The 26,977-nt window shown below is 64.2% G+C and carries 19 protein-coding genes, 1 tRNA gene and 2 pseudogenes; 10 read left to right on the forward strand and 12 right to left on the reverse strand.

What is annotated here, in order from left to right:
• The first annotated feature begins 120 nt into the window (after nucleotides 1–120).
• The 3 genes from gltB to pyk all read left to right on the forward strand — a co-directional run bounded on the left by gltB (nucleotide 121) and on the right by pyk (nucleotide 7,739).
• A complete protein-coding gene (gene gltB, locus AS031_RS05570) occupies nucleotides 121–4,734 on the forward strand; it encodes a glutamate synthase large subunit (protein WP_058267146.1) in 4,614 nt (1,537 codons plus the stop codon).
• On the forward strand, nucleotides 4,727–6,184 hold the full coding sequence (locus tag AS031_RS05575) for a glutamate synthase subunit beta (RefSeq protein WP_058267147.1): 1,458 nt from the start codon (nucleotides 4,727–4,729) through the stop codon (nucleotides 6,182–6,184). The genes gltB and AS031_RS05575 overlap by 8 nt, the downstream gene beginning before the upstream one ends.
• 64 nt (nucleotides 6,185–6,248) lie before the next feature.
• The gene (gene pyk, locus AS031_RS05580) at nucleotides 6,249–7,739 is read left to right on the forward strand and encodes a pyruvate kinase (protein WP_058267148.1); all 1,491 of its coding nucleotides are present in this window, start codon (nucleotides 6,249–6,251) and stop codon (nucleotides 7,737–7,739) included.
• A gap of 137 nt (nucleotides 7,740–7,876) precedes the next feature.
• Here the strand turns inward: pyk and AS031_RS05585 are convergent, their stop codons facing one another.
• Nucleotides 7,877–8,482 carry an ANTAR domain-containing response regulator gene (locus AS031_RS05585; RefSeq protein ID WP_015936896.1) on the reverse strand — a complete coding sequence of 202 codons (606 nt, stop codon included), beginning with the start codon at nucleotides 8,480–8,482 and terminating at the stop codon, nucleotides 7,877–7,879.
• A 204-nt stretch (nucleotides 8,483–8,686) separates the two neighbouring features.
• On the opposite strand from AS031_RS05585, the gene AS031_RS05590 reads away from it, so the two are divergent.
• Nucleotides 8,687–8,768 (forward strand) — tRNA-Leu (locus AS031_RS05590).
• Between the two features lie 909 nt (nucleotides 8,769–9,677).
• Here AS031_RS05590 and AS031_RS05595 read toward each other — a convergent pair.
• The 4 genes and pseudogenes from AS031_RS05595 to AS031_RS19440 form a co-directional block, all read right to left on the reverse strand.
• Nucleotides 9,678–10,607 carry an AEC family transporter gene (locus tag AS031_RS05595; protein ID WP_058267149.1) on the reverse strand — a complete coding sequence of 310 codons (930 nt, stop codon included), beginning with the start codon at nucleotides 10,605–10,607 and terminating at the stop codon, nucleotides 9,678–9,680.
• Nucleotides 10,608–11,337: 730 nt separating this feature from the next.
• Nucleotides 11,338–12,855, reverse strand: a complete 1,518-nt coding sequence (locus tag AS031_RS05600; RefSeq protein WP_058267150.1) for a carboxyl transferase domain-containing protein — start codon at nucleotides 12,853–12,855, stop codon at nucleotides 11,338–11,340.
• A gap of 1 nt (nucleotide 12,856) precedes the next feature.
• Nucleotides 12,857–14,080: a CaiB/BaiF CoA transferase family protein gene (locus AS031_RS05605; protein ID WP_058267151.1), complete on the reverse strand. Its 1,224-nt coding sequence runs from the start codon at nucleotides 14,078–14,080 to the stop codon at nucleotides 12,857–12,859.
• 54 nt (nucleotides 14,081–14,134) lie between these two features.
• A pseudogene (locus tag AS031_RS19440) lies at nucleotides 14,135–14,317 on the reverse strand (SLC13 family permease); the annotation flags it as partial.
• A gap of 56 nt (nucleotides 14,318–14,373) precedes the next feature.
• On the opposite strand from AS031_RS19440, the gene AS031_RS05610 reads away from it, so the two are divergent.
• Entirely contained in the window at nucleotides 14,374–14,601 is a 228-nt protein-coding gene (locus tag AS031_RS05610; RefSeq protein ID WP_257122377.1) for an FCD domain-containing protein, read from the forward strand.
• A 207-nt stretch (nucleotides 14,602–14,808) separates the two neighbouring features.
• Here the strand turns inward: AS031_RS05610 and AS031_RS05615 are convergent, their stop codons facing one another.
• The 3 genes from AS031_RS05615 to AS031_RS05625 are packed head-to-tail and all read right to left on the reverse strand — an operon-like array spanning nucleotide 14,809 to nucleotide 17,902.
• The gene (locus tag AS031_RS05615; protein WP_058267152.1) at nucleotides 14,809–16,407 is read right to left on the reverse strand and encodes a tripartite tricarboxylate transporter permease; all 1,599 of its coding nucleotides are present in this window, start codon (nucleotides 16,405–16,407) and stop codon (nucleotides 14,809–14,811) included.
• On the reverse strand, nucleotides 16,407–16,913 hold the full coding sequence (locus AS031_RS05620; protein ID WP_058267153.1) for a tripartite tricarboxylate transporter TctB family protein: 507 nt from the start codon (nucleotides 16,911–16,913) through the stop codon (nucleotides 16,407–16,409). The genes AS031_RS05615 and AS031_RS05620 overlap by 1 nt, the downstream gene beginning before the upstream one ends.
• Nucleotides 16,910–17,902, reverse strand: a complete 993-nt coding sequence (locus AS031_RS05625; protein WP_141688761.1) for a Bug family tripartite tricarboxylate transporter substrate binding protein — start codon at nucleotides 17,900–17,902, stop codon at nucleotides 16,910–16,912. Before AS031_RS05625 ends, AS031_RS05620 begins: the two co-directional genes overlap by 4 nt.
• A 216-nt stretch (nucleotides 17,903–18,118) precedes the next feature.
• On the opposite strand from AS031_RS05625, the gene AS031_RS05630 reads away from it, so the two are divergent.
• The 4 genes from AS031_RS05630 (at nucleotide 18,119) to AS031_RS19770 (ending at nucleotide 21,784) form a co-directional block, all read left to right on the forward strand.
• Complete coding sequence (locus AS031_RS05630) at nucleotides 18,119–19,042, forward strand: isocitrate lyase/PEP mutase family protein (protein WP_058267154.1); 924 nt, start codon at nucleotides 18,119–18,121, stop codon at nucleotides 19,040–19,042.
• Between the two features lie 78 nt (nucleotides 19,043–19,120).
• Nucleotides 19,121–20,746, forward strand: coding sequence for an ATP-binding protein (locus tag AS031_RS05635; RefSeq protein WP_082641958.1), 1,626 nt, complete (start codon nucleotides 19,121–19,123; stop codon nucleotides 20,744–20,746).
• An 8-nt stretch (nucleotides 20,747–20,754) separates the two neighbouring features.
• Complete coding sequence (locus AS031_RS05640; protein WP_058267155.1) at nucleotides 20,755–21,438, forward strand: response regulator; 684 nt, start codon at nucleotides 20,755–20,757, stop codon at nucleotides 21,436–21,438.
• A 115-nt stretch (nucleotides 21,439–21,553) separates the two neighbouring features.
• Nucleotides 21,554–21,784 (forward strand): hypothetical protein, encoded by a 231-nt coding sequence (locus AS031_RS19770; RefSeq protein WP_141688762.1) that lies wholly within the window; start codon nucleotides 21,554–21,556, stop codon nucleotides 21,782–21,784.
• Between the two features lie 440 nt (nucleotides 21,785–22,224).
• Here AS031_RS19770 and AS031_RS05645 read toward each other — a convergent pair whose 3' ends face one another.
• From AS031_RS05645 to AS031_RS05660, 4 genes are all read right to left on the reverse strand, one after another.
• Complete coding sequence (locus AS031_RS05645; protein WP_058267156.1) at nucleotides 22,225–22,587, reverse strand: cupin domain-containing protein; 363 nt, start codon at nucleotides 22,585–22,587, stop codon at nucleotides 22,225–22,227.
• Between the two features lie 748 nt (nucleotides 22,588–23,335).
• A complete protein-coding gene (locus tag AS031_RS05650; protein WP_058267157.1) occupies nucleotides 23,336–24,301 on the reverse strand; it encodes a glucose-6-phosphate dehydrogenase assembly protein OpcA in 966 nt (321 codons plus the stop codon).
• Nucleotides 24,298–25,869 carry a glucose-6-phosphate dehydrogenase gene (zwf, locus tag AS031_RS05655; RefSeq protein WP_176716509.1) on the reverse strand — a complete coding sequence of 524 codons (1,572 nt, stop codon included), beginning with the start codon at nucleotides 25,867–25,869 and terminating at the stop codon, nucleotides 24,298–24,300. Before zwf ends, AS031_RS05650 begins: the two co-directional genes overlap by 4 nt.
• A gap of 14 nt (nucleotides 25,870–25,883) precedes the next feature.
• A complete protein-coding gene (locus tag AS031_RS05660; protein WP_257122375.1) occupies nucleotides 25,884–26,240 on the reverse strand; it encodes a DUF4192 family protein in 357 nt (118 codons plus the stop codon).
• A 540-nt stretch (nucleotides 26,241–26,780) separates the two neighbouring features.
• Here AS031_RS05660 and AS031_RS20295 point away from each other — a divergent pair.
• A pseudogene (locus AS031_RS20295) lies at nucleotides 26,781–26,933 on the forward strand (DUF4236 domain-containing protein); the annotation flags it as partial.
• Between the last annotated feature and the right edge of the window lie 44 nt (nucleotides 26,934–26,977).

The following is a 26,977-nucleotide window of genomic DNA, read 5'->3' on the forward strand; positions in this document are numbered from 1 at the left end:
GCCGGGCTGACCTACAATTTTCAGTGAACAAACACTTTGTTGTGCCCATCACAGTGGCGCCGACGAGTGGGGCCAACGGTGTCCCTTCCATACGCACGATCAGGAGGAAGGACGTCTCCCATGACCCAAACTCTTCACACTCCCAGCTGGTCTGAACCCGACCAGCCCGAGGCCGCCATGTCGCCGTTCAAGCGCTTCGCAGCCTTGCCGGAGGCCGCCGGGCTCTACAACCCGGAGCAGGAGAAGGACGCCTGCGGTCTTGCGATTATCGCCACCCTCCGAGGTGAACCCGGGTACGACATTGTCGACGCCGCCCTGACCGCCCTCCGCAACCTCGAGCACCGCGGTGCCGTCGGCGCAGACGAGGGTACCGGTGACGGAGCGGGCCTGCTGATGCAGATCCCGGACGAGTTCTTCCGGGCCGTGACCGAGTTCGAACTTCCCGCACCCGGCCAGTACGTGGCCGGTACCGCTTTCCTCCCCGCCGAACAGCGCGAGGCCGACGCCGCCAAGGCAGGCATCGAGGGGCTCGCCGCCGATGAGGGACTCACCGTCCTCGGCTGGCGCGAAGTGCCGGTGGTCGCCGACCTCGTGGGCGCCATGGCGCGCGCCTGCATGCCCTACTTCTCGCAGCCGTTCTTCGCCTCCGCCAACGGCGAGGTCCTGGACCGCAACGAGCTGGACGCCCGCGCCTGGCGGATCCGCAAGCGCGCCCAGAACAAGTTCGGTGTCTACTTCCCGTCGCTGTCCTCCCGGACCATCGTCTACAAGGGCATGCTGACGACGGCTCAGCTGGAGCCGTTCTACCCGGACCTGTCGGACAAGCGCTTCAAGACCAAGCTGGCGATCGTCCACTCGCGCTTCTCCACCAACACGTTCCCGTCCTGGCCGCTGGCGCAGCCGTTCCGGACCATCGCCCACAACGGTGAAATCAACACCGTCAAGGGCAACCGGAACTGGATGCGTGCCCGCCAGTCGCAGCTGGCCAACCCGCTGCTGGGCGACGCCCCGGAAGAGCTGTACCCCATCTGCACCCCGGGTGCTTCCGATTCCGCGTCCTTCGACGAGGTGGCCGAGCTCCTCTGGCTCTCCGGCCGCCCCATCACGCACGCGATCATGATGATGATCCCCGAGGCCTGGGAAAACCACGCCACGATGGATCCCGCGCGCCGTGCTTTCTACGAGTACCACTCCCTGCTGATGGAACCGTGGGACGGCCCGGCCGCCGTGTCCTTCACCGACGGCAACCTGGTGGGTGCCACGCTGGACCGCAACGGCCTGCGCCCCGGCCGGTTCTGGATCACCGAGGACGGCCTGATCGTGTTCGCCTCCGAGGTAGGCGTGATCGACGTCGAGCCCTCCAAGGTGGTCAAGAAGGGCCGTGTGTCCCCGGGGAAGATGTTCCTGGTGGACACCGACGCCGGCCGCATCATCGACGACGAAGAGGTCAAGGCCGAGGTCGCCGCCGCCAACCCGTGGGCGGAATGGGTCAAGGACAACCTGATCGACCTCAACGAACTTCCCGAGCGCGAGCACGTGGTCCACACTGCCGCGTCCGTGAACATCCGCCAGCGGACCTTCGGTTACACCACCGAAGAGCTGAAGATCCTCCTGGGTCCGATGGCCCGCACCGGCGCCGAGCCTCTCGGTGCCATGGGCTCCGACACTCCGGTGGCCGTGCTGTCCAAGCGCCCCCGCCTGCTCTTCGACTACTTCGTGCAGTCCTTCGCGCAGGTCACCAACCCGCCGCTGGACGCCATCCGCGAGGAACTGGTCACGTCGCTGACCTGCGCCATCGGTCCCAACGGCAACCTGCTGGACACCAAGCAGGTGCGCCAGCCCCAGGTGCAGCTGCCGTTCCCCGTGATCAACAACGACCAGCTGGCCAAGATTGCCAACATCGAGGACGCCGACGGCAACCGCGTGGCCATGAAGGTCCGCGGCCTGTACCGCCCCGAGGGCGGCGAGGCTGCGCTGCGGGCACGCCTGACCGAAATCTGCGAGCAGGTGTCCGGCGCCATCAACCGCGGCGTGCAGTACATCGTCCTTTCGGACCGTGACTCCAACGCCCAGTGGGCGCCCATCCCGTCGCTGCTGCTGGTCAGCGCCGTGCACCACCACCTGCTCCGGAGCGCCAACCGCACCAAGACAGCCCTGGTGGTCGAGGCCGGCGACGTCCGCGAAACGCACCACGTGGCAGTCCTGATCGGCTACGGTGCCTCCGCCGTCAACCCCTATCTGGCCATGGAATCCGTGGAGCAGCTCATCGCTGCCGGGGACGTCACCGGCGTCACCCCGCAGGACGGCGTGTACAACCTGATCAAGGGCCTCGGCAAGGGCGTCCTGAAGATCATGTCCAAGATGGGCATCTCCACTGTTGCCTCCTACACCGGCGCGCAGACCTTCGAGGCACTGGGGCTAGGCCAGGACCTGGTTGATGAGTTCTTTGCGGGCACCCATTCCCAGCTGGGCGGCGTTGGCCTCGACGTCGTCGCCGCCGAGGTTTCCGCCCGCCACCAGATGGCCTACCCCGAAGGCGGCATCGAGCAGCCGCACCGGCCGCTGCTGGGCGGCGGCGAGTACCAGTGGCGCCGCGACGGCGAGCCGCACCTGTTCAACCCCGAGACCGTCTTCCGGCTGCAGCACGCCACGCGTGAACGCCGTTACGACATCTTCAAGTCCTACACCAAGGGCGTGGACGACCAGTCCACCAACCTGATGACCCTCCGTGGCCTGCTCAAGTTCAAGAGCGACCGCCCGGCGGTGCCGCTGGAGGAAGTGGAGCCGGTCTCCAGCATTGTCAAGCGGTTCTCCACCGGCGCCATGAGCTACGGCTCCATCTCCAAGGAAGCCCACGAGACACTGGCCATCGCCATGAACCGGCTGGGCGGCAAGTCCAACACCGGTGAAGGCGGCGAGGACGTGGACCGTCTGATGGACCCGGAGCGCCGCTCCGCCGTCAAGCAGATCGCCTCCGGCCGTTTCGGCGTGACCAGCCTGTACCTGACCAACGCCGACGACATCCAGATCAAGATGGCCCAGGGCGCCAAGCCCGGCGAAGGCGGCCAGCTGATGGCGCAGAAGGTCTACCCGTGGGTGGCCCGGACCCGCCACTCGACGCCCGGCGTCGGGCTGATCTCGCCGCCCCCGCACCACGACATCTACTCGATCGAGGACCTGGCGCAGCTGATCTACGATGCCAAGCGCGCCAACCCCTCCGCCCGGGTGCACGTCAAGCTGGTGTCGGAAGTCGGAATCGGCACTGTGGCGTCCGGCGTGACCAAGGCGAAGGCCGACGTCGTGCTTGTCTCCGGACATGACGGCGGCACCGGCGCGTCGCCGCTGAACTCGCTTAAGCACGCAGGTGTCCCGTGGGAACTCGGCCTGGCCGAAACCCAGCAGACCCTGATGCTCAACGGCCTGCGCGACCGCGTGGTGGTGCAGGTGGACGGCCAGCTCAAGACCGGCCGCGACGTGGTCATCGCCGCGCTGCTGGGCGGCGAGGAGTTCGGCTTCGCCACGGCACCGCTGGTGGTGGAAGGCTGCATCATGATGCGCGTCTGCCACCTGGACACCTGCCCCGTGGGCGTTGCCACCCAGAACCCCGAACTGCGGGCACGCTTCAGCGGCAAGCCCGAGTTCGTGGTCAACTTCTTCGAGTTCCTCGCCGAGGAAGTCCGCGAGATCCTGGCCGAATTGGGCTTCCGCAGCCTCGAGGAGGCGATCGGCCACGCAGAGGTGCTGGACACCCGCGACGCCGTGGACCACTGGAAGGCCGACGGCCTGGACCTGGACCCGATCCTGCACGGACTGGAGTTCGACGACGACGCGCCGCTGCGCAACATGACGGGCCAGAACCACGAGCTGGACAAGCACTTCGACCAGCGGCTGATCACCATGGCCACCGAAGCCCTGACGGACCGTACGCCGGTCAAGATCACCGTGGACGTCATCAACACCGACCGGTCGGTGGGCACCATGCTGGGCCACACCGTGACCAAGACGTTCGGCACCGACGTGCTCGCCACGGACACGATCGACATCACGCTGAACGGCACCGCCGGACAGTCGCTGGGCGCCTTCCTGCCCGCAGGCATCACCCTGCGGCTGTACGGCGACTCGAACGACTATGTGGGTAAGGGCCTGTCCGGCGGCCGGATCATCGTCCGTCCGGACCGCACCAACGTGTTCAAGGCGGAAACCAACGTCATCGCCGGCAACGTGATCGGCTACGGTGCCACCAGTGGTGAGCTGTTCCTCCGCGGCCAGGTTGGCGAACGCTTCCTGGTCCGCAACTCCGGTGCCACCGCCGTCGTCGAAGGCATCGGCGACCACGGCTGCGAGTACATGACCGGCGGGCAGACGCTGATCCTGGGACGTACCGGGCGCAACTTCGGCGCCGGCATGTCCGGCGGCACCGCCTACGTCCTGGACCTGCGCACCACCCGCGTCAACAAGCAGGCCCTCGAATCCGGCGAACTGCAGCTGCGGGAACTGGACGCTGAGGACCGCGACATTGTCCACGGGCTGCTCGTGAAGCACATCGAGGAAACCGACTCGCAGCTGGCCGCGCGCCTGCTGGAGAACTTCGATGACACCGCTGCCCGCATTACCAAGGTGCTGCCGCGCGACTACGCGGCCGTGCTGCAAACCCGTCTCGACGCCATCGAAGAGGGTCTTGACCCCGACGGCGAAGAAGTTTGGTCTCGAATCCTGGAGGTGACCGGTGGCTGACCCACGCGGATTTCTGAAAGTACGCCAGCGTGAAACCCAGCCGCGCCGTCCCGTTCCCGTCCGCATCATGGACTGGAAGGAAGTGTACGAGGCCCAGGAGAAGGGCACGCTGAAGGCCCAGGCGGGCCGCTGCATGGACTGCGGCGTTCCGTTCTGCCACCAGGGCTGCCCGCTGGGTAACCTGATTCCCGAGTGGAACGACCTCATGTGGCGGGACAAGGGCGAGGAAGCAATCGAGCGCCTGCACGCCACGAACAACTTCCCTGAATGGACCGGCCGGCTCTGCCCCGCCCCGTGCGAGGCGTCCTGCGTGCTGGGCATCAACCAGCCCGCCGTCACCATCAAGCAGGTGGAAGTTTCCATCATCGACGAGGCGTTCGACAACGGCTGGGTCAACCCGCTGCCGCCGCACCGCCTGACCGGCAAGACGGTCGCCGTCGTGGGCTCCGGCCCCGCCGGCCTGGCCGCAGCCCAGCAGCTGACCCGGGTTGGCCACACCGTTGCAGTGTACGAACGCGACGACAAGATCGGCGGCCTGCTGCGGTACGGCATCCCCGACTTCAAGATGGAAAAAGAGCAGGTGGACCGCCGGCTCGAGCAGATGAAGGCCGAGGGCACCCGGTTCCGCACCGGCGTCGCTGTTGGCACCGATGTCACGTGGGAGCAGCTGCGCCGGCGGTATGACGCCGTGGTGATCGCCACCGGCGCCACCGTTCCGCGGGACCTGCCCATCCCGGGCCGCGACCTCGACGGCGTCCACTTCGCCATGGACTACCTGGTACCGGCGAACCGCGTGGTGGCGGGGGAGGCCATCGAAAACCAGATCCATGCCCAGGGCAAGCATGTGGTGATCCTTGGTGGCGGCGACACCGGTGCCGACTGCCTGGGCACCGCCCACCGGCATGGTGCGGCCTCGGTGACCACCCTGGCCATCGGCAAGCAGCCGCCGCTGGAGCGCGCAAGCCACCAGCCCTGGCCGACGTTCCCCAACCTGTTCGAGGTTGCCAGCGCCCACGAGGAAGGCGGCGAGCGGACCTACCTTGCCTCCACCGTCGAGTTCGTCGGCGAAAACGGCAAGCTGACCGGCGTCAAGGTCGCTGAAACCGAATTCGTGGACGGCAAGCGCCTGCCGAAGGCCGGCACCGAGCGTGTCATTCCCGCGGACCTGGTGTTCCTGTCCCTGGGCTTCACCGGCGCCGAACCCGCCAACATCACCGACCAGGTGAAGGCCGAGTTCGACGGCCGCGGCAACGTGGCCCGCGACGGCTACTACATGACCAACACCGAGGGCGTCTTCGTCGCCGGCGACGCCGGCCGCGGACAGTCGCTGATCGTGTGGGCCATCGCCGAAGGCCGTGCTGCTGCCGCCGCCGTGGACCAGTACCTGATGGGCAGCACCATCCTGCCGGCACCGGTGGCGCCGACGGACCGCGCCATCGCCGTCCTCTAGGGGTGCATCGAGGGTTCACCTCGCCGACAACTTAACCAATGCAAGTGACCAATAGGGTAGGTATATGAGACGCGCAAAAATTGTGGCTACGTTCGGTCCGGCCATCGCCAGCTATGAGAACACCCTCGCGGTGCTGGAAGCCGGCGTTGATGTTGCCCGCATGAACATGAGCCACGGCGACTACACCGTGCACGACAACACCTACGAGAATGTCCGCAAGGCAGCCTCGGACCTGGGCAAGGCCGTGGCCATCATGGCCGACCTGCAGGGTCCCAAGATCCGCCTGGGCCGCTTTGTTGACGGCCCGCACGCCCTGGCCGTCGGTGACATCTTCACCATCACCACCGAGGACGTTCCCGGTACCCAGGAGATCTGCTCCACGACGCTGAAGAGCCTCACCGAGGACGTCAAGGTGGGCGATGCCCTGCTGATCGACGACGGCAAGGTGGCCCTGCGCGCCATCGAGGTGGACGACGTCAAGGTCGTAGCCGAGGTGACCGTGGGCGGCATGGTGTCCAACAACAAGGGCATCAACCTGCCGGGCGTCGCCGTCAACGTTCCCGCGCTGAGCGAAAAGGATGAGGACGACCTCCGCTGGGCGCTGCGCCGCGGCGTGGACCTGGTGGCCCTGTCCTTCGTCCGTGACGCCACCGACATCACCCGCGTGCACGAGATCATGGACGAGGAAGGCCGCCGCGCCCCCGTCATCGCCAAGATCGAAAAGCCGCAGGCCGTGGACCAGCTGCCCGAGATCATCGACGCGTTCGACGCGATCATGGTGGCCCGTGGCGACCTCGGCGTCGAACTGCCGCTCGAAGAAGTGCCGATCGTGCAGAAGCGCGCCATCGAACTGGCCCGCCGCTGGGCGAAGCCCGTCATCGTGGCAACCCAGGTGCTCGAGTCCATGATCGACAACCCGCGCCCCACCCGTGCAGAGGCCTCCGACTGCGCCAACGCCGTCCTCGACGGTGCGGATGCGGTCATGCTCTCCGGTGAGACCAGCGTGGGCAAGTACCCGATCGACACCGTGAAGACCATGGCCCGGATCATCGAATCCACCGAGGTCCACGGCCTGGAGCGCGTTCCCCCGCTGGGGACCAAGCCCAAGACCCGTGGCGGCGCCATCACCCGTGCCGCCGTCGAGATCGCCGACCAGCTGGACGCCAAGTACATCTGTGCGTTCACCCAGTCCGGCGACTCGGCCCGCCGCCTGTCCCGCCTGCGCCCGATCAAGCCGGTCTTCGCCTTCACCCCGGTGGAGCAGGTCTGGAACCAGCTGGCACTGACCTGGGGCATCCAGCCGGTACTGGTGCAGATGGTGGACCACACCGACGCCATGACCGCACAGGTGGACCGCAGCCTGGAGGAAATGGGCCTGGTGGAGGACGGTGACCTGGTGGTCATCGCTGCCGGTTCCCCTCCCGGCAAGGCCGGATCCACGAACTCGCTGAAGGTGCACAAGGTGGGCGACCTCGCCGACTCCACCCGCGGCGGAGAGATCTCCAGCAACAAGGAAAAGCTCGGCCCCTGGCCGGAAAAGAAGAAGAAGGCTTAGCTTTCTGAATGCGAAAAGAACCCCCACCGGTTGGTGGGGGTTCTTTCCGTTATCAGGTGATTAGTGGCCGGGCGACCCGACCGGCCGAGGCCGGACCCGCCGTCGTGCGTTACTGCGGACAGCGGGCCCGGGGGAGCCTAGTTGACCTGGTTGATGATGGTCTCCGCGACCTCGCGCATGCTGAGGCGGCGGTCCATGGAAGTCTTCTGGATCCAGCGGAAGGCCTCCGGCTCGGTGAGGCCCATCTTGGTGGTCAGCAGGCTCTTGGCGCGTTCCACGAGCTTGCGGGTGGCGAACTGCTCCTGGAGGTCCGAGACCTCGCTCTCGAGGGCCTTGATCTCCTCGTGGCGGGAGAGCGCGATCTCCAGGGCGGGGATGAGGTCCGCCGGGGTGAACGGCTTCACGACGTAGGCCATGGCGCCGGCGTCGCGGGCGCGCTCAACGAGTTCCTTCTGGCTGAAGGCGGTCAGCAGGACCACGGGGGCAATGCGGGCCTTGACGATCTTCTCGGCCGCCGAGATACCGTCCATGACGGGCATCTTGACGTCCATCAGGACCAGGTCCGGCTTGAGTTCCTCTGCCAGCTGTACGGCCTTCTCACCGTTGTCAGCCTCGCCGATGACGTCATAGCCTTCGCCGCGCAGGATCTCGATGATGTCGAGTCGGATGAGGGTTTCATCCTCAGCCACGATGACGCGGCGCGCCGGCTGGGACGTGGATTTGGACTCCGTCTGTTCAGTCACGGGATCTCCTTGGGAGGGTACGGCGGGACATCACTATCTTAGGTGCCACCGCGGTTGTTGCTTTCCGGCATGGTCGGTTGCGGCGACAGCGGCGCGATTCTGGACTTCAGCCTATCTGCATGTAGAGTAATTCCGCGTACGTGAAGCGATCGCGTTGCTCACAATCAGCTGTGGGCGTAGCCGTTTGCGCTTCGCGTATTCCGCGCCCGAGTGGCGGAATTGGCAGACGCGCCGCACTCAAAATGCGGTATCGAAAGGTGTGTGGGTTCGAGTCCCACCTCGGGCACAACAGATTCCCTCGTCAGAGGCGATTTTGCTTTGACGTGTGTACAAGTCGCTCTGACGGGTTGTTGTTGCGGCCTTTGGCCTGGCCGCCGCGAAACCTATGCAGGTGTGTGGGGTGGCGGGTTTCAAAAGAGCCCGGCTGGTGGGCCTTCCGCCTGCTGAGCTGGAGTTATATGGGTTCCTCGTTCCGGTTTTGTCGGGGTGGGCCCGCGTTGGCCTACACCTTTTCATGCACCGGGGGAGCGGGAACAGCATGACTTCAGCGATCTCGCTACGGGACCTGCCCGGGAGGCACTCTTAGGCGTGCCCATCCATGTCTTGCACCGAGCTTTGTCCAGCCAATGAGGGTGTGGACAGTGTCCACACTTATGTCGGGTTTATTCGATGGCAGTGGGAGCCGCTTTCCCCAGTTCGGTTTGGGCTCGGCGTCATTTCCGGGTCGCATTACGGGTCGCGACCTGTCCGAGAGTGGGGCGTGCCTGCCGGATCTCGCCAGCAGGCATGCCCTTCGAGCCCCGCCTTCGTTGTCGGGCGCCCCGCAGTTGAAGCCGGAGGACGTTTGGCACAGGTTTTCTATGGCTGGCCATGCTGGATGAGCAGGACTAGTCGCTGATGTTCCTGCGGTAACCGAACCCTGTACCGGGTCCTTTGATGGGCCCCGCAAGATGGCTGTCGCCTTCTCCGGGCGAATCCTCCTGCTGCCGGTACGGATGTCGATTTTGGCTCTCAGACCACTCGCCGGGGATCCGGAGGAAGGGCCTTTCGAGCGCTAATCTGACGCTCACGGCCCTGCTGCCTGACGTCAGATTGGGGTGTACTTCAAATGCACCCCTATGTATGTAGCGTTTCCAGACTGGTAAAGGTGGCGGCTCCTTTCAATCCGGTTTCTCTTGATGGAACGTGCGATTAATCAGCGCGCGAATTGGTCGATCAGCGCCAGGATCGCCGGCACGGTGGCGACAGCCAAGACAGTCTGGGCGCCGGTAATAGAGGCCATGAGTCGGGTATCACCGCCCATCCTGCTGGCGAGGATATAGGCGGACGGTGCTGTGGGGATGGCGCATATGAGCACGATGCTGGTGAGCGTTGGGCCGGTGGCGCCGAGCGGGATGGCAATGGTGGCGGCCGCGAGCGGCAGTACGACGAGCTTTAGGATGGCTGCAAGGCTGACGTCGATCACGTCGCGTTTGCGGAAGTTGAAGTGCAGGGCCGCACCGGCAATAAGGGTCCCGCAGGCGAGTGCGGGCGCAGCAAGCATTCCCAGCGTCGCCGAGAGGAACGCAGGAAGGGAGATTGCTGTGAGGTTCAGGGCAAGGCCGATGGCGCAGCCCTGGATCAGCGGGTTCTCGAGGAATTCCCGCCAGACCGGGATACGGCGCGGCGTGGTCGACTTGTCGCCGTAGGCGGCCAGCGTGCTGACGCAGATGATGTTCACCAGGGGTACGACGACAGCACTTGCCAGTGCGAAGGTGGCGACGCCTTGGGGCCCGTGGAGCGCCGTGGCGAAGATGAGACCGATGTAGGTGTTGATTCGCACGGCGCCCTGAACCAGAGAAGTCAGTTGGGGTCCGTCCGTCCGCAGCGGCCGCCGGAGAATGACAATCAGGCCGGCGACTGCGGTGATCGGAACCGCGAGGCTGAGCAGCAGGGGCCCGATCGGGACGATAGTGAGGTCAGTGCCTGCTATGGAGCTGACGAAGAGGGCCGGCGTGAAGATGCGGTAGCTCATCCACTCCAGGCCGCGCCAGAAGCCCGGATCCGTGATGAAGCGGCGGCGCAGCAGGGCGCCGGCGGCGAGGATGAGCACGATTGGGAGGATCGCGGTGGTCACTAGCAGCATGGTGAATACTCTGGTGCAAGGGTTAACGCAGTTCAAAAATGACAGCCTGACGGGCCCCTGCTCGCAGCTGATCTGGTCAACCTCTCCGGCGGTTGCCGGGTGGCCCGGGAAGCCAGGGCGTCCTGGAGGAACACCGGATCCGTCGGCCCGCCTGGACGGAACGCAGGGTCATATATGTGGATTTCGGGGCTGTTGTGGATCCCGACGTAAAGGTTCCCTGCTGCGTCGACGGCCATGGAATCGATGGGCCAGTCCTACCGAGGCGTAGGCGCTGGCAATGGACTTGTCGACTTTGGACAGCGAGGTGGTCAATGCGGTTGCCAGTGTTCAAGTTTAGCCACAGTGCGGTGTTGTCAGAAGTAGCTCGGGCCCTGACAATTCTCGACCAGGCGCTCACCGCGCTTGCACGTTAGTCGCTGAAGGCAATTGACTAGACTGAACACGGCTTCGGCCCAGGATGCGCGCACTATTCCAGGTCGTGAAGACTCTCACGAGTCCTCACGTGGCGTCCTGGCTTGCAGGTCGGGCGCTTCCCCATAGCAGGGCCTCAATGGTGTGGAAAGGCGGATTGTGCCTTTCCACACCAACCCCTCACCCTTCAATTGCGGAGGAGGAGCGGGTGTAGGTCGTCCGTCGACCCGCGCGTTACGCTGACAATCGGACGCGCAGGAAAGCGAGAGTCGGTAACCCGAGTGTTAGCGAAATGATCAGGCGTTTCTGTCGATCACAATCAGGCTCCAAGGTTCCGGAATTTCCGTGCCCGCGACGCGACCAGCTGGGACACCGGGACCGCGGCAACGGACGCTAGCTCGTACTCGATGGCGTGCGCCATTCGGGTGCAGAACCCGCGCGGTTCCAGCGAGGCGTCGTCTCGCTCGTCGACGATGTGGTCCACGAGCCCGTTGGCGTAGAGTGACGCGACGTTGACGCCCTGCGCCTGGGCCATCACGGGGGCCAACGAGGTGGTGCGATGGACAATCGCGCTGGCGCCTTCGGGCGGCAGCGGGGACAACCAGCTGTGCTGGGCCGCGATGGTCCGGTCCGCGGGCAGCAGTGCCAGCGCCCCTCCTCCGGCGCCTTGACCGAGCAGGACGGAGACGGACGGGGATTCCAGCCCGATCAGTTCGTGCAGCGAACGGGCGATTTCCCCCGCCAGGCCGCCTTCTTCCGCCTCCTGCGAGAGGGCCGCTCCGGCGGTATCGATAACCGTGAGCAGTGGCAACCGCAGTTCCTCCGCCAATTTCGCGCCGCGCCGCGCCTCCCGCAGGGACGCCGGACCCATCCCGGCGGCGTCCTTGCGCAGCGGACGGGCGTGGCCCAGCACGATGCACGACTGGGTGCCGAACCGTGCCAGGGCCAGCAGCAGCCCGGGGTCCTTTTCACCCTGCCCGGTGCCGTTCAGTGGAAGAGCGTCGGTGGCGCCGTACTTGAGGAGCTGGCGCAGGTCGGGACGCCTTGGCTGGCGCGAGATTCCGATGGAAGTCCAAGCATCGACGTTGGCGGGGCGTACTGCCAATGTGGCCGGCGCTTCCGGCCAGGCGGCTGACCCGGAAGTGCGGCGGGGCATCAGGATATCCAGTGCGCGACCAACCAGTTCGGCCAGTTCGCCGGGTTCCACGACGCCGTCGATCAGGCCCTTGTTGAACAGGTTCTCGGCCACCTGCACGTTTTCCGGGAACGCTTCGCCGTGAAGTGCCTCGTAAACGCGCGGGCCCAGGAAGCCCAGCAAGGAGCCCGGTTCGGCGACGTTGATGTGGCCGAGCGAGCCCCAGGATGCCATCACCCCGCCGGTGGTGGGGTGGCGCAGGTAGACCAGGTAGGGCAGGCCGGCCTGCCGGTGTGCCCGGACCGCGGCGGTGATCTTGACCATCGAGAGGAAGGCTAGGGTGCCTTCCTGCATCCGCGTCCCGCCGGAGGCCGTGCCCGCCAGCAGCGGCAAACCTTCTGCCGTGGCCCGTTCGACGGCCGCCACGATCCTTTCCGCCGCGGCGTGGCCGATCGATCCGGCCAGGAAGGAGAACTCGCTGACGATCAGCGCCACCCGGCGGCCCCGAATAAGGCCGGCGCCGGTCAGCACCGATTCGTCCGTACCGCTGCGGTCCCGCGCCTTGGCGAGATCGCCCGCGTACTGTTCGGTGAGGACGGGCTGCTGCGGTTCAGCGTCCCACGAGACGAACGAGCCCTCATCCACCACAGTGTCCAGCAGTTCGGGGGCGCTGAGGTGCCGCACCTTTTCGGTCGTCGGCATGCTATTTCACCCCCGCGGTAGCGGCTGTGTCGGCGGGGACCAGGCCCAGCCATTCCCGGATGGATCCGCCGTCGGCGTTGAGCAGCGGCGGGGCTGTGTGCTGGGTGATGGTGGTTTCGGCAGTGTCGCCGGGGGCGAAGAACCGGAGCGGCGGGCCGGGCAGGCTGACCTTGCCCAGCAGCGGGTGGTCCACGTCCACGACGAGTCCCTGGGAGGCCACCTGTTCCCAGGCGTACACCTCGTCCAGCGAGCGGACCTTCCCGGCCGGGATCCCGGCGTCGTTCAGCTTTTCCAGCAGCTCCGCCGCGCCATAGTCCGCAAATGCGCGTTCGACGGCGGCAATCACCTCCTGGCGGTTCCGCACCCGTTCGGCGTTGCTGGCGAAGCCCGGGGCTGCGGGGTCAAGGCCGAAGGCGGCCGCGAAGGAGGCCCACAGCTTTTCGCTGCCGACGCTGATCTGGACGCTGCCGTCCTTGCAAGTGAACAGCCCGTAAGGGGCAATGGAGGGGTGGTGGTTGCCCTGCGCCTGCGGGACCTCGCCGGCCACTGTGGTGCGGGTCCCCTGGAAGGCGTGGACGCCGATGAGCGAGGCGAGAAGGGACGTGCGGACCACCTTGCCGCGGCCCGTCCGGTCGCGTTCAACAAGGGCCGCGAGCACGCCGGTGGCACCGTTCATGCCGGCCAGCAGGTCGGCGATGGGGACGCCCACACGCTGCGGATCGTCCGGACCGGAACCCGTGAGGGACATCAGGCCGGCCTCGCCCTGCAGGATCTGGTCGTAGCCGCAGCGCTGGGACTCGGGCCCGTCATGGCCGAAGCCGGTGATGGAGAGGATGACCAGGCGCGGGTTGAGCTGGTGCATGGCGGCGGGAGAGAAACCCAGCCGGTCCATGACGCCGGGCCGGAAGTTCTCGATCACCACGTCGGCCCGCTCCAGGAGCCCGCGCAGCACGGCCTGTCCGTCGCCGCTCTTCAGATCAAGACTGATGGATTCCTTGTTGCGGTTGCAGGACATGAAGTAGGTGGACTGCAGATCGTCCTCGGGGCCGACGAAGGGCGGACCCCAGCCGCGGGTGTCGTCCCCCGTTCCGGGGTTCTCCACCTTGATGACGCGGGCACCGAGGTCTGCGAGCATCATGCCGGCGTGCGGGCCGGCCAGGGCGCGGCTCAGGTCGATAACCGTGTGCCCGCCGAGGGGGCCTTGGGGATGGTCGGCTTTGCTCAATGTGCTGGTTCCTTTTCGTGATATCGGACGTGGCCGGAAGCGGGAGGGCGGCGGCTAGAGCCAGCCGGGAACCACCAGTGCCAGCCAGGCCAGGATGGGGCCGGCCACGATGACGATTCCGCTGTAGCCGAGGATCTTCCTGTAGAACCGGTCCTTGTCCACGCCTTCCGGGGCATTGGCCAGCACCAGGGCGCCGTTGGTGGAGAACGGCGAGACGTCCACGATCGTGGCGGCGACGGGAAATCAAAGAAGGCGACCGCGGAACCCGCGGCGACGAACTCTTCCACCAGGCCATTACAGCCGCAGCCCACTCCTCCGTGCTTGCCCAGCTCATGGCCTTTATCGCCGAAATGATCCTCGAAACCCGGATGGAATCCCTCGGCCAGCCCGGCCGGCCGGAACAGTCACTGGCCTCGCACCGCAAGATCGCGGACGCCATCCGGGCCCAGGACGCCGACGGGGCCGCGGAAGCGATGCTGTCCCACATCGAACTCGTCTCGGACGTGGAACTGCTGCGCTAGGGCCTGGCTTAGCTCCCCATTCAAGTCGAGGGTTGCAGTTTGTTTTGGTTGTGATTCCAAAATCCGTCGGATATCTGCTTAGCTGCGATAGCGTCGGATTTGTCGAGCTTCTCTTGATAATGCGTGAGAAAGTGGCGTGTGCTGTCTGCGCCCCCGGTCAGCCTCTGCATCCCCGGAACGGGATGCAGAGGCTGGGCTGTTGTGGTTTTACCGGTGCTGGTGGACCTGGTCCAGGGCAGCCTTATCTTCTGTTCCGGTGTTGGCTGCTGTCGCGGCAAGTTCTTTGTCTTCGGGGACCAGAGCGTGTCCGGTCCCTTTGCTCCGCCGGATCCTGCGGACGATCGGCCCACCGAGGGTCGTGGCGAGGACGATCAGGATCAGGATCGTGTAGATGCTGATGGACATGGGTGTGGTGACAAGGACGGACAGGTCGCCGTCTCCGAGTTGGAGTGCGCGCCGAAGCTGCGTTTCGGCCAGCGGTCCGAGAATGACGCCAATAATGGCCGGTGCCAGCGGAATCCCGAACCTGCGCATCGCGAACCCGAGGAGTCCAAGGAGCAGCAGGACGTACAGCCCGAACGTTTCGCCAGCTGAGAAGACCCCGAGCGTGGCGAACACCAGGATTCCTGCGTACAGGAAGTGCCGCGGGATCCGGAGCAGCCGGGCCCACAACGGTGCCAGGGGCAGGTTCAGGACTACGAGCAGGACGTTCGCGATGAAGAGGCTGGCGAGCAGCCCCCAGACCAGTTCCGGCTCCGAGTCCAGCAGCAGGGGACCCGGCTGGATGCCGAACTGCTGGAATCCGGCGAGCAGCACAGCTGCCGTGGCCGACGTCGGCAGTCCCAGCGTCAGGAGCGGCACCAGCACACCTGCGGCGGCTGCGTTGTTCGCCGAGTCCGGCCCGGCCACGCCTTCAATGGCGCCCTTGCCGAACATGCTGGGCTTCTTGGCGAGCTTCTTTTCGGCGGCGTAGGACAGGTAGGTCGGCAGTTCAGCGCCGCCGGCCGGGATGGCGCCGAAGGGGAACCCAATGAATGCGCCGCGGATCCATGCAGGCCAGGACCGCTTCCAGTCGTCACGGCTCATCCAGGGCCGACCCACGGGAATGATGTCGAGCGGACGGCGCCGCAGGTGGGCTGCGACCCACAGGGTTTCCCCGACCGCGAAGAGGCCGACGGCGATGATCACGATGTCCAGCCCGTTGGCGAGCTCCAGGACGCCGTAGGTCATGCGTTCCTGTCCGGTCACCGGGTCCAGGCCAATGAGGCCGAGGGCCAGGCCAATGCCCAGGCCGGCCGCGCCGCGGACCTTTGACTTACCCAGCATGATGGTGACGGCGCAGAAGGCCAGAACCATGATGGCGAAGTAGTCGGCAGGGCGGATGCCGATGGCAATGTCAGCGATGTAGGGAGCAGTGAACACCAGCAGGGTTGTGGCGATAGTCCCGGCCACGAAGGAGCCGATCGCCGCGGTGGCAAGTGCCTGGGCTGCCCTGCCGGCCCGTGCCATGAGGTTGCCTTCGATCGCGGTCATGACCGAGGAAGCCTCGCCCGGGGCGTTGATCAGGATGGCAGTGGTGGAGCCGCCGTACATGGCACCGTAGTAGATGCCCGCGAACATGATGAGGGAACCGGTGGGGTCGAGGCCGAAGGTCATGGGCAGTAGCAGCGCTACGGTCATGGCTGGGCCGATGCCGGGCAGGACGCCGATGGCGGTGCCCAGCAGGACACCGGCAAAGGCAAAGACCAGGTTCATGGGGGTCGCCGCGGTGGCGAAACCCTGCAGGAGCTGGGAGAGAGCGTCCATCAGAGCACCCCTCCCAGGACCCCGCCCGGCAGGCTCAGGCCGAGCACCAGTTCGAACAGGAAGTAGGTGCCAAAGGAGATGACCAGGCCGATGACGGCGTTGCGGATGTGGCGGCGGGCGCCGAAGGCGAAGGCGCATCCCCAGAAGAGTAGGGCTCCGGAGATGGGCCAGCCGAGCGGTTCCATTAGTACGGTGTTGGCGAGGAAGACGCCGACGACCATAAACACCGTGCGCCAGTCACTTCCGGTCGAAAGGTCGATGTCTTCGCCTTCTTCAGGATCCGCGGTGCGTCCACGGAGGACTTCGACGGCGAGCAGGAAGGCTGTGAGGATCAGGCCGACGCCGACGACGAAGGGAACCGCTGCAGGCCCGACCGGCCCGCGCTGGGCGAAGCTGGAGGGCAGTTGTGCTGCGTCGATCGTGACCACGGCGCCGAGCAGGAGAAGGAACAGTGCCATCCCCAGCTCGGCGCGGCCGCGGATGTGTTGAAGAGCGGCTTGCATCATGACCCCAGTTCGGCCATCAGGGTACGTACTGCGGTTTCCTGTTCGGTGATCAGGGATGCGAAGTCATCGCCGGAGACGTAGGCGTCCACCCAGCCGTTGGTATCAAGGGCTTCCTGCCATTCGCCCGACGCGTGCATCGTGTCCAGCATGGTGATCAGCTGGTCCTTCTGGGCGTCGCTGATGCCGGGCGGGGCCACGATGCCGCGCCAGTTGGTGACGGTGACGTCGATGCCGGATTCCTTGAGGGTGGGCACGTTCGCGAGCTCGTCGAGCCGCTTTTCCCCGGACACCGCGAGGGCGCGGACCTTTCCTGCCTTGACCTGTTCGACGACGTCTCCGGCACCGGTGACTGCAAAGTCCACCTGCCCGCCGAGTACCGCCGGCAGCACACCGCTGCCGCCCAGGGAGGTGTATCCAACGTCCTTGCTGCTGATGCCAATCTCCTTGGCCATCAGCATGGGGACCAGGTGGTCTGCGCCACCAGGGGAGGAACCGCCGGCGATGGGGGTCCCGTGCGGATCGGCCTTCCAGGCGCTGACCAGGTCGTCGATGGTGTTGAAGGGTGAATCGGCCTTCACAAAGACGACCTCCAGGTCTTCCATGGTCTTTGCCAGCGGGGTCGCGTCCTTGAGGGTGACCTCGCTGTTCAGGGTCACCGTGGAACCCACGAGACCCAACCCCATCTGCATGATGAGGTTGCCGTTACCCTTTTCGCTGGCCAGGCGCGCCAGCCCGACAGTGCCGTTGGCGCCGTCGACGTTGAAAACTTCCGTGCTGTTCACGATGCCGGACTTTTCCAGCACCCGTGCGGTGGTGCGGGCAGTGGTGTCCCAACCGCTGCCTGGAGCGTTGGGCACCATAAAGCGGACCTGTTTGATTGCTTTGGTTTCGTCCTGTCCGGCCGTGGCGGTGGCGCTGCAGCCGGCTGCAGAAAGTCCCAGTGCTACTGCGATTACGGCGGTTCCGAATCGGCGTCGAGTGATCATCATTGTTCCTCCTTGGGGATGTAGCACAGATCACTAGACAGCATCGGGATGACCGGAGTCACTATTAGCAAACTGAGAAACATTTTGGTTCTTTTGGTTACGGGCTGGGAAACCTGCGGGACCAAAAGAACCAAAAGGTTGTTTTGTTTTCCAACGCAGACAACACCCCCGTCAGCGCGGATAGTTGTAGGGGCATTATCGGATCTTCAAAGGAGCAGAATGACTGCCGAACTCACGCCCCGCACCGCGCCGACCACCACCCGCCGGAAACTCCGGGCGATCCTGGACGCAGGAAAAACAGTGCAGGTTCCATCCATCTATGACGGGGTGACCGCCGCCATGGGCGCAGCAGCCGGGTTCCCTGCCCTAAGCGTGACAGGCAACGGCATTTCCGGCAGCCTGCTGGGCCGGCCCGACGTCGGACTCATCACTCTCGCGGAAAGTGCCGGCGTCGCCCGCAATCTCGCCCGTGCCGTGGACGTGCCGCTGATTTTCGACGCCGACACCGGTTACGGAAGTGCCCTCAACGTGGTCCGGACTGTGGAGGAAATGGAAGCCTCCGGAATCGCGGCCATCAAACTCGAAGACCAGGTCACGCCGAAGCGCTGTGGAGTCCTCGACGTGCCTATCCCCGTTGTGGAGGAAGACGAATACATCGGCAAGATCGAAGCCGCAGCCTGGGCCCGGACGGACCCCGACTTCGTCCTGGTTGCGCGCACGGATGCCAAGAGCACCCTGGGGATCGACAACGCTGCCCGCCGCGCTGCCCGAGCCATCGAAGCAGGGGCAGACGTGGCGATGGTTATCGGGGCCAGAACGCCCGAAGAACTGGAGCGGGTGGCAAAAACCGTACAGGCGCCCCTGGCACTCCTTGTCGAGAACAGCGGCCCCGTGGCAGACATGTCCCTGTCCGACATCCAGTCTCTCGGCTACACCCTGGCGATATACCCCGGGGCTGTCAGGTACTCGATGATGGGGGCAGCCATGCGGGCACTTGAGGCACTACGGGAGGAAGGCACAACAGCCTCCTTCCGCCACCTGATGGCCACCCCGGATGACTGGAACAGGCTCCTCCGCATCGACCGGCAGTTCGCACTGGAACAAAAGTACGTGCGGGGCAACGGATCAGCAGCTACCAGCTGACCCAACCCGGCCGGGACGGTGTATACATGCAAGTGATGGAGTTCCACGGGGCAGGCGTGACAAAGGAGTAGCAAGGAGATGCCGATCGAGGGCACTGTGTCCGTTCCCGAGCAGGGGAGCGGACGCAGCCGGCGCAGATGGGGTTCCCTGACGCGGCAGGTGATGCTCCTGCAACTGCTGATCGTAGCTATTGTCCTGGCACTGGTCGTCATCGCCTCATTTATCCAGTCCGCGACCAGTTTCAGGATCGCGGAGCAGGGGAAGTTGTTGTCAGTGGCCGAGTCCTTGGCGTCGTCTCCCTTGGTGCGTTTGGGCGTGACTTCTACCGATGCCCGTGGTTCGCTTGCCCCCGTGGCCGAGGAAATCCGAAGCTTCTCCGGATCCTCATCGGTGGTCATCGCTGATGCTGCGGGCATCGTCCTGACATCACCGGTCCCCGAGGAGGTTGGACATCCGCTGGAGCTCGGGGGCAGTAATGTCTCTGAGGGCAGGGCGTGGACAGGAGTCGTGGCCAGCAAATACCAGACGCTCGTGGTAGCCCACGCACCGATTTTCGATCTGGACCAGCGCCGGATCGGCATCGTCGCCGTCGGCAACGAAGAACCTACTTGGTTGGAGTCGCTCATCAGATCCGCGCCGGAACTCGTTACGTACACCCTGGCAGCTCTGGTTCTGGGTGTGGCTGGCTCCTATCTCATTTCACGGCGTATCAAACGCCAGACGTTCGGGCTGGAGCCGCGTGAGATCGCCGAACTGGTGCAGCACCGCGAGGCCATGTTGCATGGGATCAAGGAAGGCGTCGTCGCGTTGGACAATGACTCCAGGGTTGCCTTGGTCAATGATGAAGCCCGGCGCCTCCTTGAACTACCCGATGAGATCACCGGTAAGTCGTTGTCCGAATTGCAGCTGAACGGAGACCTTGGCGGGATCCTGTCCGGAAAGGCCAGCGGCACTGACCTCGGTGTCAGCTGGCGCGGGCGGGTCCTGGTCCTGAATAGGATGCCGGTAAGGAGCGATGGAAGGGTCATCGGATCGGTAACCACACTCCGCGACAGGACCGAGCTGATGAACATGCAGCAGGAGCTGGACGTCACGCGTAACACCGCCAGTGCTCTCCGAGCCCAGGCCCACGAATTCACCAACCGGCTCCACACCATCTCCGCCCTGATCCAGCTCGGGGACAACAAGGAGGTAGTCCGCTACATCACTTCGTTGTCCAAGACTCAGGTAAAACTACGGCAGGGCATCAGCTCACGAATCCAAGCGCCTGCCCTGGCGGCGCTTCTGATAGCCAAAGTCAGCCTTGCAGACGAGCAACGTGTGGAGCTCAGCCTCACGCCCTCAAGCTCCTTGGGACCCGTGGACGAGGAACTGGAAGCGGACCTCGTGACCGTTGTAGGCAACCTGGTGGATAACGCCTTGGACGTCCTGCGCCCTGGAGGCGGCGGATGGATCACCGTGGAAGTAAAGGGCGAGGCCAATCAAGTGCGTGTTACCGTGACAGACTCGGGCGGGGGCGTGAGCCCCGCAGTCCGCAGCAAAATGTTTGAACGGGGATTCACCACAAAAAAGGAAGCCTCCGAGGAACATGGCATTGGCCTCGCGCTGGTGCGGCTTGTATGCACCCGCCGTGGAGGCGCAGTAGAAGTAACAAATGCTGAACCTGGCGGTGCAGTTTTCACAGCACTGCTGCCCTACACATAAGGAAGGCCATGCCCATCGATGTCCTCGTAGTCGACGACGACTACATGGTGGCCTCTGTCCACGCCCGCTTCGTGAACCGCGTGCCGGGGTTCAATGTCGTAGGCGCGGCCCATAGCGGCCAGGAAGCCCTGCGTCTTGTCGCCTCCCTCAACCCGCAGCTGGTGCTCCTCGACATTTACCTGCCGGACATGAATGGAACGGCTGTGCTGCAAAAGCTGCGCGAGGAAGCCCGCGACGTCGACGTTCTCGTCATCACCGCAGACGACGACACCGACACGATCAGGAAGGCGTTCAGGGGAGGCGTACTGCACTACATCCTGAAACCGTTCGATGAGGAAACATTGCGGGACCGCCTGCTGCACTACGCCGATGCCGTGCACGGTCCACTCGCCAACCGAGGTGAATCCGATCAGCAAGGCATCGACCGCATGTTCGGCGCTCCCCAGACCGCCGGACCAAGGACTCCGAAAAGCATCACAGCGCAGACCGTCACCCTGGTGAAAGAGATCCTTCAGCGCCACCCCGAAGGCCTTTCCTCAGCCCAGTGCGCCGAACTATCCGGACTGTCCCGCGTCAGCGCCCGCCGCTACCTCCAACACTTGGCCAACACAGGCCAAGCCGCAGTCACCTTGCGGTACGCAACAGCAGGCCGGCCCGAGCGCCTCTTCCGCCCGACCCCGCTGTCCCAGTAAGGGACCCATAACACGAAGCACCTGCTTGCTCGAAGCCGGCTCATCCCTAGTGCAAAGGACGGAGGGTCGGAAGGACCAGCCTGTTCGATCTACTCTTACATATGCAAGGACGCCCATGGCAACGACCACCCGCCCCACAAACCTCCACCCGGTCCTGAACTGGTGCCAACTTTCACGCACCGAAGAAGTCACCGTATACCGGCAGAACCAAACGATAACCACCGGGCATGTAGACATGGTGGCCTTAGACGGCACTGTTTTTTGGATTATAGAAACAGACGGATACAGCCGCACGATGATCCACCGAAACGACGAACCAATGGTCTACCGAAAACGCTTGGCTTGAAACCCCGTCAGGGTTTCCCACGATTCTGCTCCCGAAAACCAACGACAGCGGATGTTCCGTCCGGCGGATGCACAGCCCCGACCGTGAAGGTGCCCGAATCCAAAGATGCCGCAGCCCGCAAAGCATCGAAATAGTCTCGGCCCGTTCCCTGACCAAATCGAACGCCCTACGCAGGATCTCGGCGAAGCCCTGGGTGCGGTGCGTGCCCAGGAGGCCTGGACGGCGGGTGGGGGTGGAACCAGGGCCCCCAGTTGCGAGGGTGGAGGCCCTGGTGGCTTTACAACGTGCGTTCTTTGGCTGATCGCGTCAACAGCGTTGCCCTCCAACGGGTGGTGCTGGCATGGAGGCTGATTGGCCTTCATGTTCCGGGGGAGCGGGCTATCGGCCGTCTTTGGCTTCGAGTCCCCCTACACAGGCCTGCAGCCGAACAGGCGCGGCGGTCATGCGTTGTATACGACGAAAACCTTCCTCAGACGTTCGTGAACGGTCCAGGTTCCGGTCCAGCCGATCGGGAAGTACGCGGTGTCCCCGGCAGACAGAAGCACTTCATCTCCACCGTCGCGTTGAACCGTCATTTTGCCCGACAGGACGTAGATGATTTCGCCCTTCGTAAGGAACTCCCACCTGGACTTACCGGTTTCGGTCTCCCACGTACCAGACGCGATACGGCCGTCTTCGCTTACGAACTCTCCGCGGCTGCGAACTGTGATGTCGCCACTAAGAGGGGTTGCGCTAGGCGGAGCAAGCAGCGATTCTTCCAGGTCATTGGCGTCAAGGTCGGCTGCACGATATGCGATCGTCACTTAGTTTTCTCTTTCTTTGGGGTGGCCGGGGTGGCTCACCAATTTCATTTTTTGACCGGCGAAACGTATGAGAGCCGTGAATGCGTTGATCCATCGATCGATCACGTTGTCACCGGATTCTGTGGGGCTGTGCAGTACAGAAAGTACAGTTATGGGATATTGAGGTAGCTGATCTTGCCCTGCGGATCAAAAGGTTTTCGGCCGTGAGCGAATTGTCGTCCAGTTTGGGAGGAAGTCCTGGCTGCTTCATTCTCAATCGAGTGACAGAAGCGCGTCTTTGCATTTTCTGAACCAGAATCATGGGCGCGCGCAGCGCTGTCGCGCAAGGCGTCGCTACCGCAGCTATTGGCCTACTCGTCGAAACCACCGGGGGATTGCAGTGGGGCGACCTAGTCGGTTTCAGGTCCTTGGCAGTAGGGGCAGTCCTCATCGCAGTCAGGGCCCATAGGTCGGGTATTGATTGCGACGAAAGAAGGGTTGCTGACAGCGGGCCGCATGCGCATTGCTGGTTTGCGTTCCAGCAAGGCTGTTCGAGATTTCATTGCTGCGGTTTCCTTATCTGATCGTGCACAGAAAGGCACGGCTTCTTAGGGGCGTTGATCTTTCCCAGGTGATAAATGTATTCTACGGAGCCTTCTAATCGAGGTGTAGGCTCAATTGCCGATCCTTCCCCTAGGAATCGCCTATAGGTCACGTTTGGTTCCGCATTTGCCTTGGGTTTTCTTTTTATTTATCCGTTCAGCAGGACTTACTGGCTTCTCTCATCTAACTCCATAGAATGAATTATCGTCGCGGTTTTTGTCGTTCCAAGAGCCTGGTGGGCCTTGATTACGTCACCGAACACGGAGTCGGGGTGTAGTTGGCGTAGTTCTTCGGCGAGGCAGTCCCGAAGGGTGCGCCGGGGGATGGAGATCCTTTGGGCCGGCTTGCCGGGTTGGGTGAGTTCGGTCAACCCATATCCGTTGCGGAGGAGTTGAATATGGCCATCCACGAGCGTGAGGCACACTCGGCGGAGGCCTGTCCCGGCGGGCGCCGACAGGATCCTGACTTGTACATCGAGAGCATCCTTCAGCCAGGCCGCCATCAGGAATGGACTGAGTGAATCATCGGCCCCTTCGACCTCGGCGGTAAGCACTAAGGAAGGTTTTACATGGTCGAGGGCGGCGGCGAGTTGGATGCGCCAGTTGGTGAGGCGGGTCCAGGCGAGGTCGGTGTCGCCGGCGCGGTAGGTTTTGTGGATGGTGTCCAGGGCGGCTTGGGGGTCGGGTTCGTTCGCGGAGTCGGTGATCCGGCGGTGCGCGATCCTCCCGATCGAGGTTTCGCAGGCGTTCATTGGTGCGCCGTGGGGCCACCAGGCCACGATCGGGGCGTCCGGGAGCAGCAGCGCGGCGACGAGGGATTCGGATTCGTGGGCGAGCTGGCCGTAGCCGCGCAGCACGATCACCTCGGAGGCGCCGGCGTCCCCGCCGACCCGGATCTGCGCGTCGAGCCGGTCGGCCCGGTCGGCGCCGGCGTCGGCCAGGACGATGATCCGGCAGGGGTGTTCCCGGCTGGCTTCGTTCGCGGCTTCGATCGCTTCTTCCTCCAGCCCGGACCGGGTGACCACGACGAGGGTCAGGACCCGGCCCAGGGCGATCACGCCGCCCTGCTCGCGCAGGGCCATGAGCTTTTTGGACACGTTCGAGGTGGTGGTGTCCGGCAGGTCTACGATCATGGCCTTCTCCAGGTTCGTCCGTCACGGGCCAGCAGTTCATCCGCGGAAGCGGGGCCCCAGGAGCCTGGGGCGTAGGGTTCGGGCTGTTCGTTCAGGGTGGCCCAGTATTCCTCGAACGGGTCAAGGATCTTCCAGGACAGTTCCACTTCCTCCTGCCGCGGGAACAACGGCGGCTCTCCCAGCAACACATCCAAAATGAGCCGTTCGTAGGCTTCGGGGGAGGATTCGGTGAAGGAGTGCCCGTAGCCAAAGTCCATCGTCACGTCCCGGACTTCCATCTGGGTGCCGGGGACCTTGGACCCGAACCGGATGGTCACGCCCTCGTCGGGCTGGACCCGGATCACCACCGCGTTTTGGCCGAAGTCATCATCACTGTGGTCGCGGAAGAGCAGGTTGAGGGCGCGTTTGAACACCACCGCGATCTCGGTGACCCGCCGGCCCAGGCGTTTGCCGGCGCGGAGGTAGAACGGCACGCCTGACCAGCGGCGGGTGTGGATGTCCACCCGGATCGCGGCGAACGTTTCGGTGGTCGAGTCCGCCGGGATGCCTTCTTCTTCGAGGTAGCCCTGGACCTGTTCGCCGCCCTGCCAGCCGCCGGTGAACTGCCCCCGCGCCGAATGCGTCGACAAATCCTCGGGCAGCTTCACGGCGGCGAGGACTTTTTCCTTCTCCGCGCGCAGGTCATCGGCGTTAAACGAGATGGGCTCCTCCATCGCCGTCAGCGCCAGTAACTGCAGCAGGTGGTTCTGGATCACGTCCCGTGCCGCACCCACACCGTCGTAATACCCTGCCCGGCCGCCGGTTCCGATGTCCTCGGCCATCGTGATCTGCACGTGGTCGACGTAGTTGGCGTTCCACAACGGCTCGAACAACTGGTTCGCGAACCGCAACGCCAGGATGTTCTGAACCGTTTCCTTGCCCAGATAACGGTCAATCCGGAACACCGCATCCGCGGGGAACACCGACTCGACAATGTCGTTCAGCTTCCGCGCCGAGTCCAGGTCATGGCCGAACGGTTTCTCGATCACCACCCGCCGCCACTTATCACCCTCGGCCTGCGCCAGCCCATGCTTGGACAACTGCCGGCAGAGCTGCTCAAACGCCTTCGGCGGGATCGACAAATAAAACGCGTGGTTTCCCCGGGTGCCACGGACATTATCAAGATCCTTAACCACCTCGCCCAGCCGCGCGAACGCCCCGTCATCATCAAAGCCGCCCTGCACGAACCGGATCCCTTCCGAGAGCTGGTTCCAGACCGCCTCATCAAACGCAGTCCTGGCATACGCCTGCACCGAGGACTTAACCTGCGCGGCGAACTCCGCATCGCTCCAGTCACGCCGGCCAAAACCCACCAACGCGAAACTCGGCGGCAACAACCCACGATTCGCCAGGTCATACACCGCGGGCAACAACTTCTTGCGGGCAAGGTCACCGGTTACCCCAAAGAGGACCAAAGAGGAGGGGCCGGCGATCCGGTTCAGTCGGCGGTCCCGCGGATCATGCAGGGGATTACGGTCCGGGAGGGGCCGGGTAGTCGGCCGGACCTCTGGCGGCAAGGTGTCGAGCATGGAGAATTCCTGTTCTACAGCGCCTGAAGGGTTGTGAGCCTCCTGGCGCGGGGACGACGCAACAGCGGCCCCACCTGTGCAGGTAGAGCCGCCGTCCCGTTGCGAGGGGTATAAGGGAGTCCGTCCCGGATGGTGATGCCTTGTTCGGCGAGAACGCCGGTGAGTGCGGCGATGGTGGCAGCGTACGGTTTGGCTGCTCCGTGATGGCAGGGTTCGCTCGTGTAGACGGCGAACAGGACTGACGTGGCGGTGCTGTCGCTGGTGAGGTAGTGGCCGACAGTGCGAGCATAGGAGAGTTCCTGGCCGGGTTGGCCGGGGAGGTCGATCCGGAGGGTAGCGCCGATGCTGTTCTCGTTCAACGTAATGCACACAAGGCTCTCTTTAGGCCAAAACCCAAGCGTATGGCCGATAAAGCTGAGCACATCCGACGGTGTTTTGATTGTGAGCTTTTCCATGATCCCGTGTTTCCTCTCCCTTGCGACTGCTGTTTCTTCTGCGGTTGTTGGTTGTAGGCGTCGTTCTGGTAGGGGACCATCCGCTGGGTAGTGGGGCCGGAGTGCAACCTGGGGGACCGGCGCCGGGGCTGAAAACTTCGCCTCGAAGCCATTCCCGTGTGTTCTGGAAAGTTTTCGGTTCCGGGGTCGGCGCGTCAGCGCCCTGGTTGCGCGGAGGACCCGCCCAGCGATCATGGGGACTTATCAGAATGACAAGCAGCTCGTGTTTGTACTTGTCTATCGGCGCGAAAGTATCGGGCGGCATGACTTCGACCGATTTTGCGGGTTCACCCTCTTTTGAGCGGATTGTTCACGAATAGGTGGAGTTGGCTGGAACTGTCCTATTCCCGAAGTGCGACGCATAGAATCTCTCGTACGAGGAGAACTGGCTTTTCGTGTGCCTAATGGGGGTGGGGGTTGGGTTTTCGTTACCGCAAGTCGAAGAGTCTTGGACCTGTGCGGATCACGGCTTCGAAGCGTGGCGTGAGCGCTAGTGTTGGGGCTGGCCCGATTCGGGTGACGAAGTCAGCGACTGGCCGTACAACAAGTACAGTGAGGATCCCCAAGACTGGGATCTCCTATGTGACCAGCAGCTCGAACCGCCGTCCTGTAGG

Source organism: Pseudarthrobacter enclensis (assembly GCF_001457025.1).
GTDB classification, from domain to species: Bacteria; Actinomycetota; Actinomycetes; order Actinomycetales; family Micrococcaceae; genus Arthrobacter; species Arthrobacter enclensis.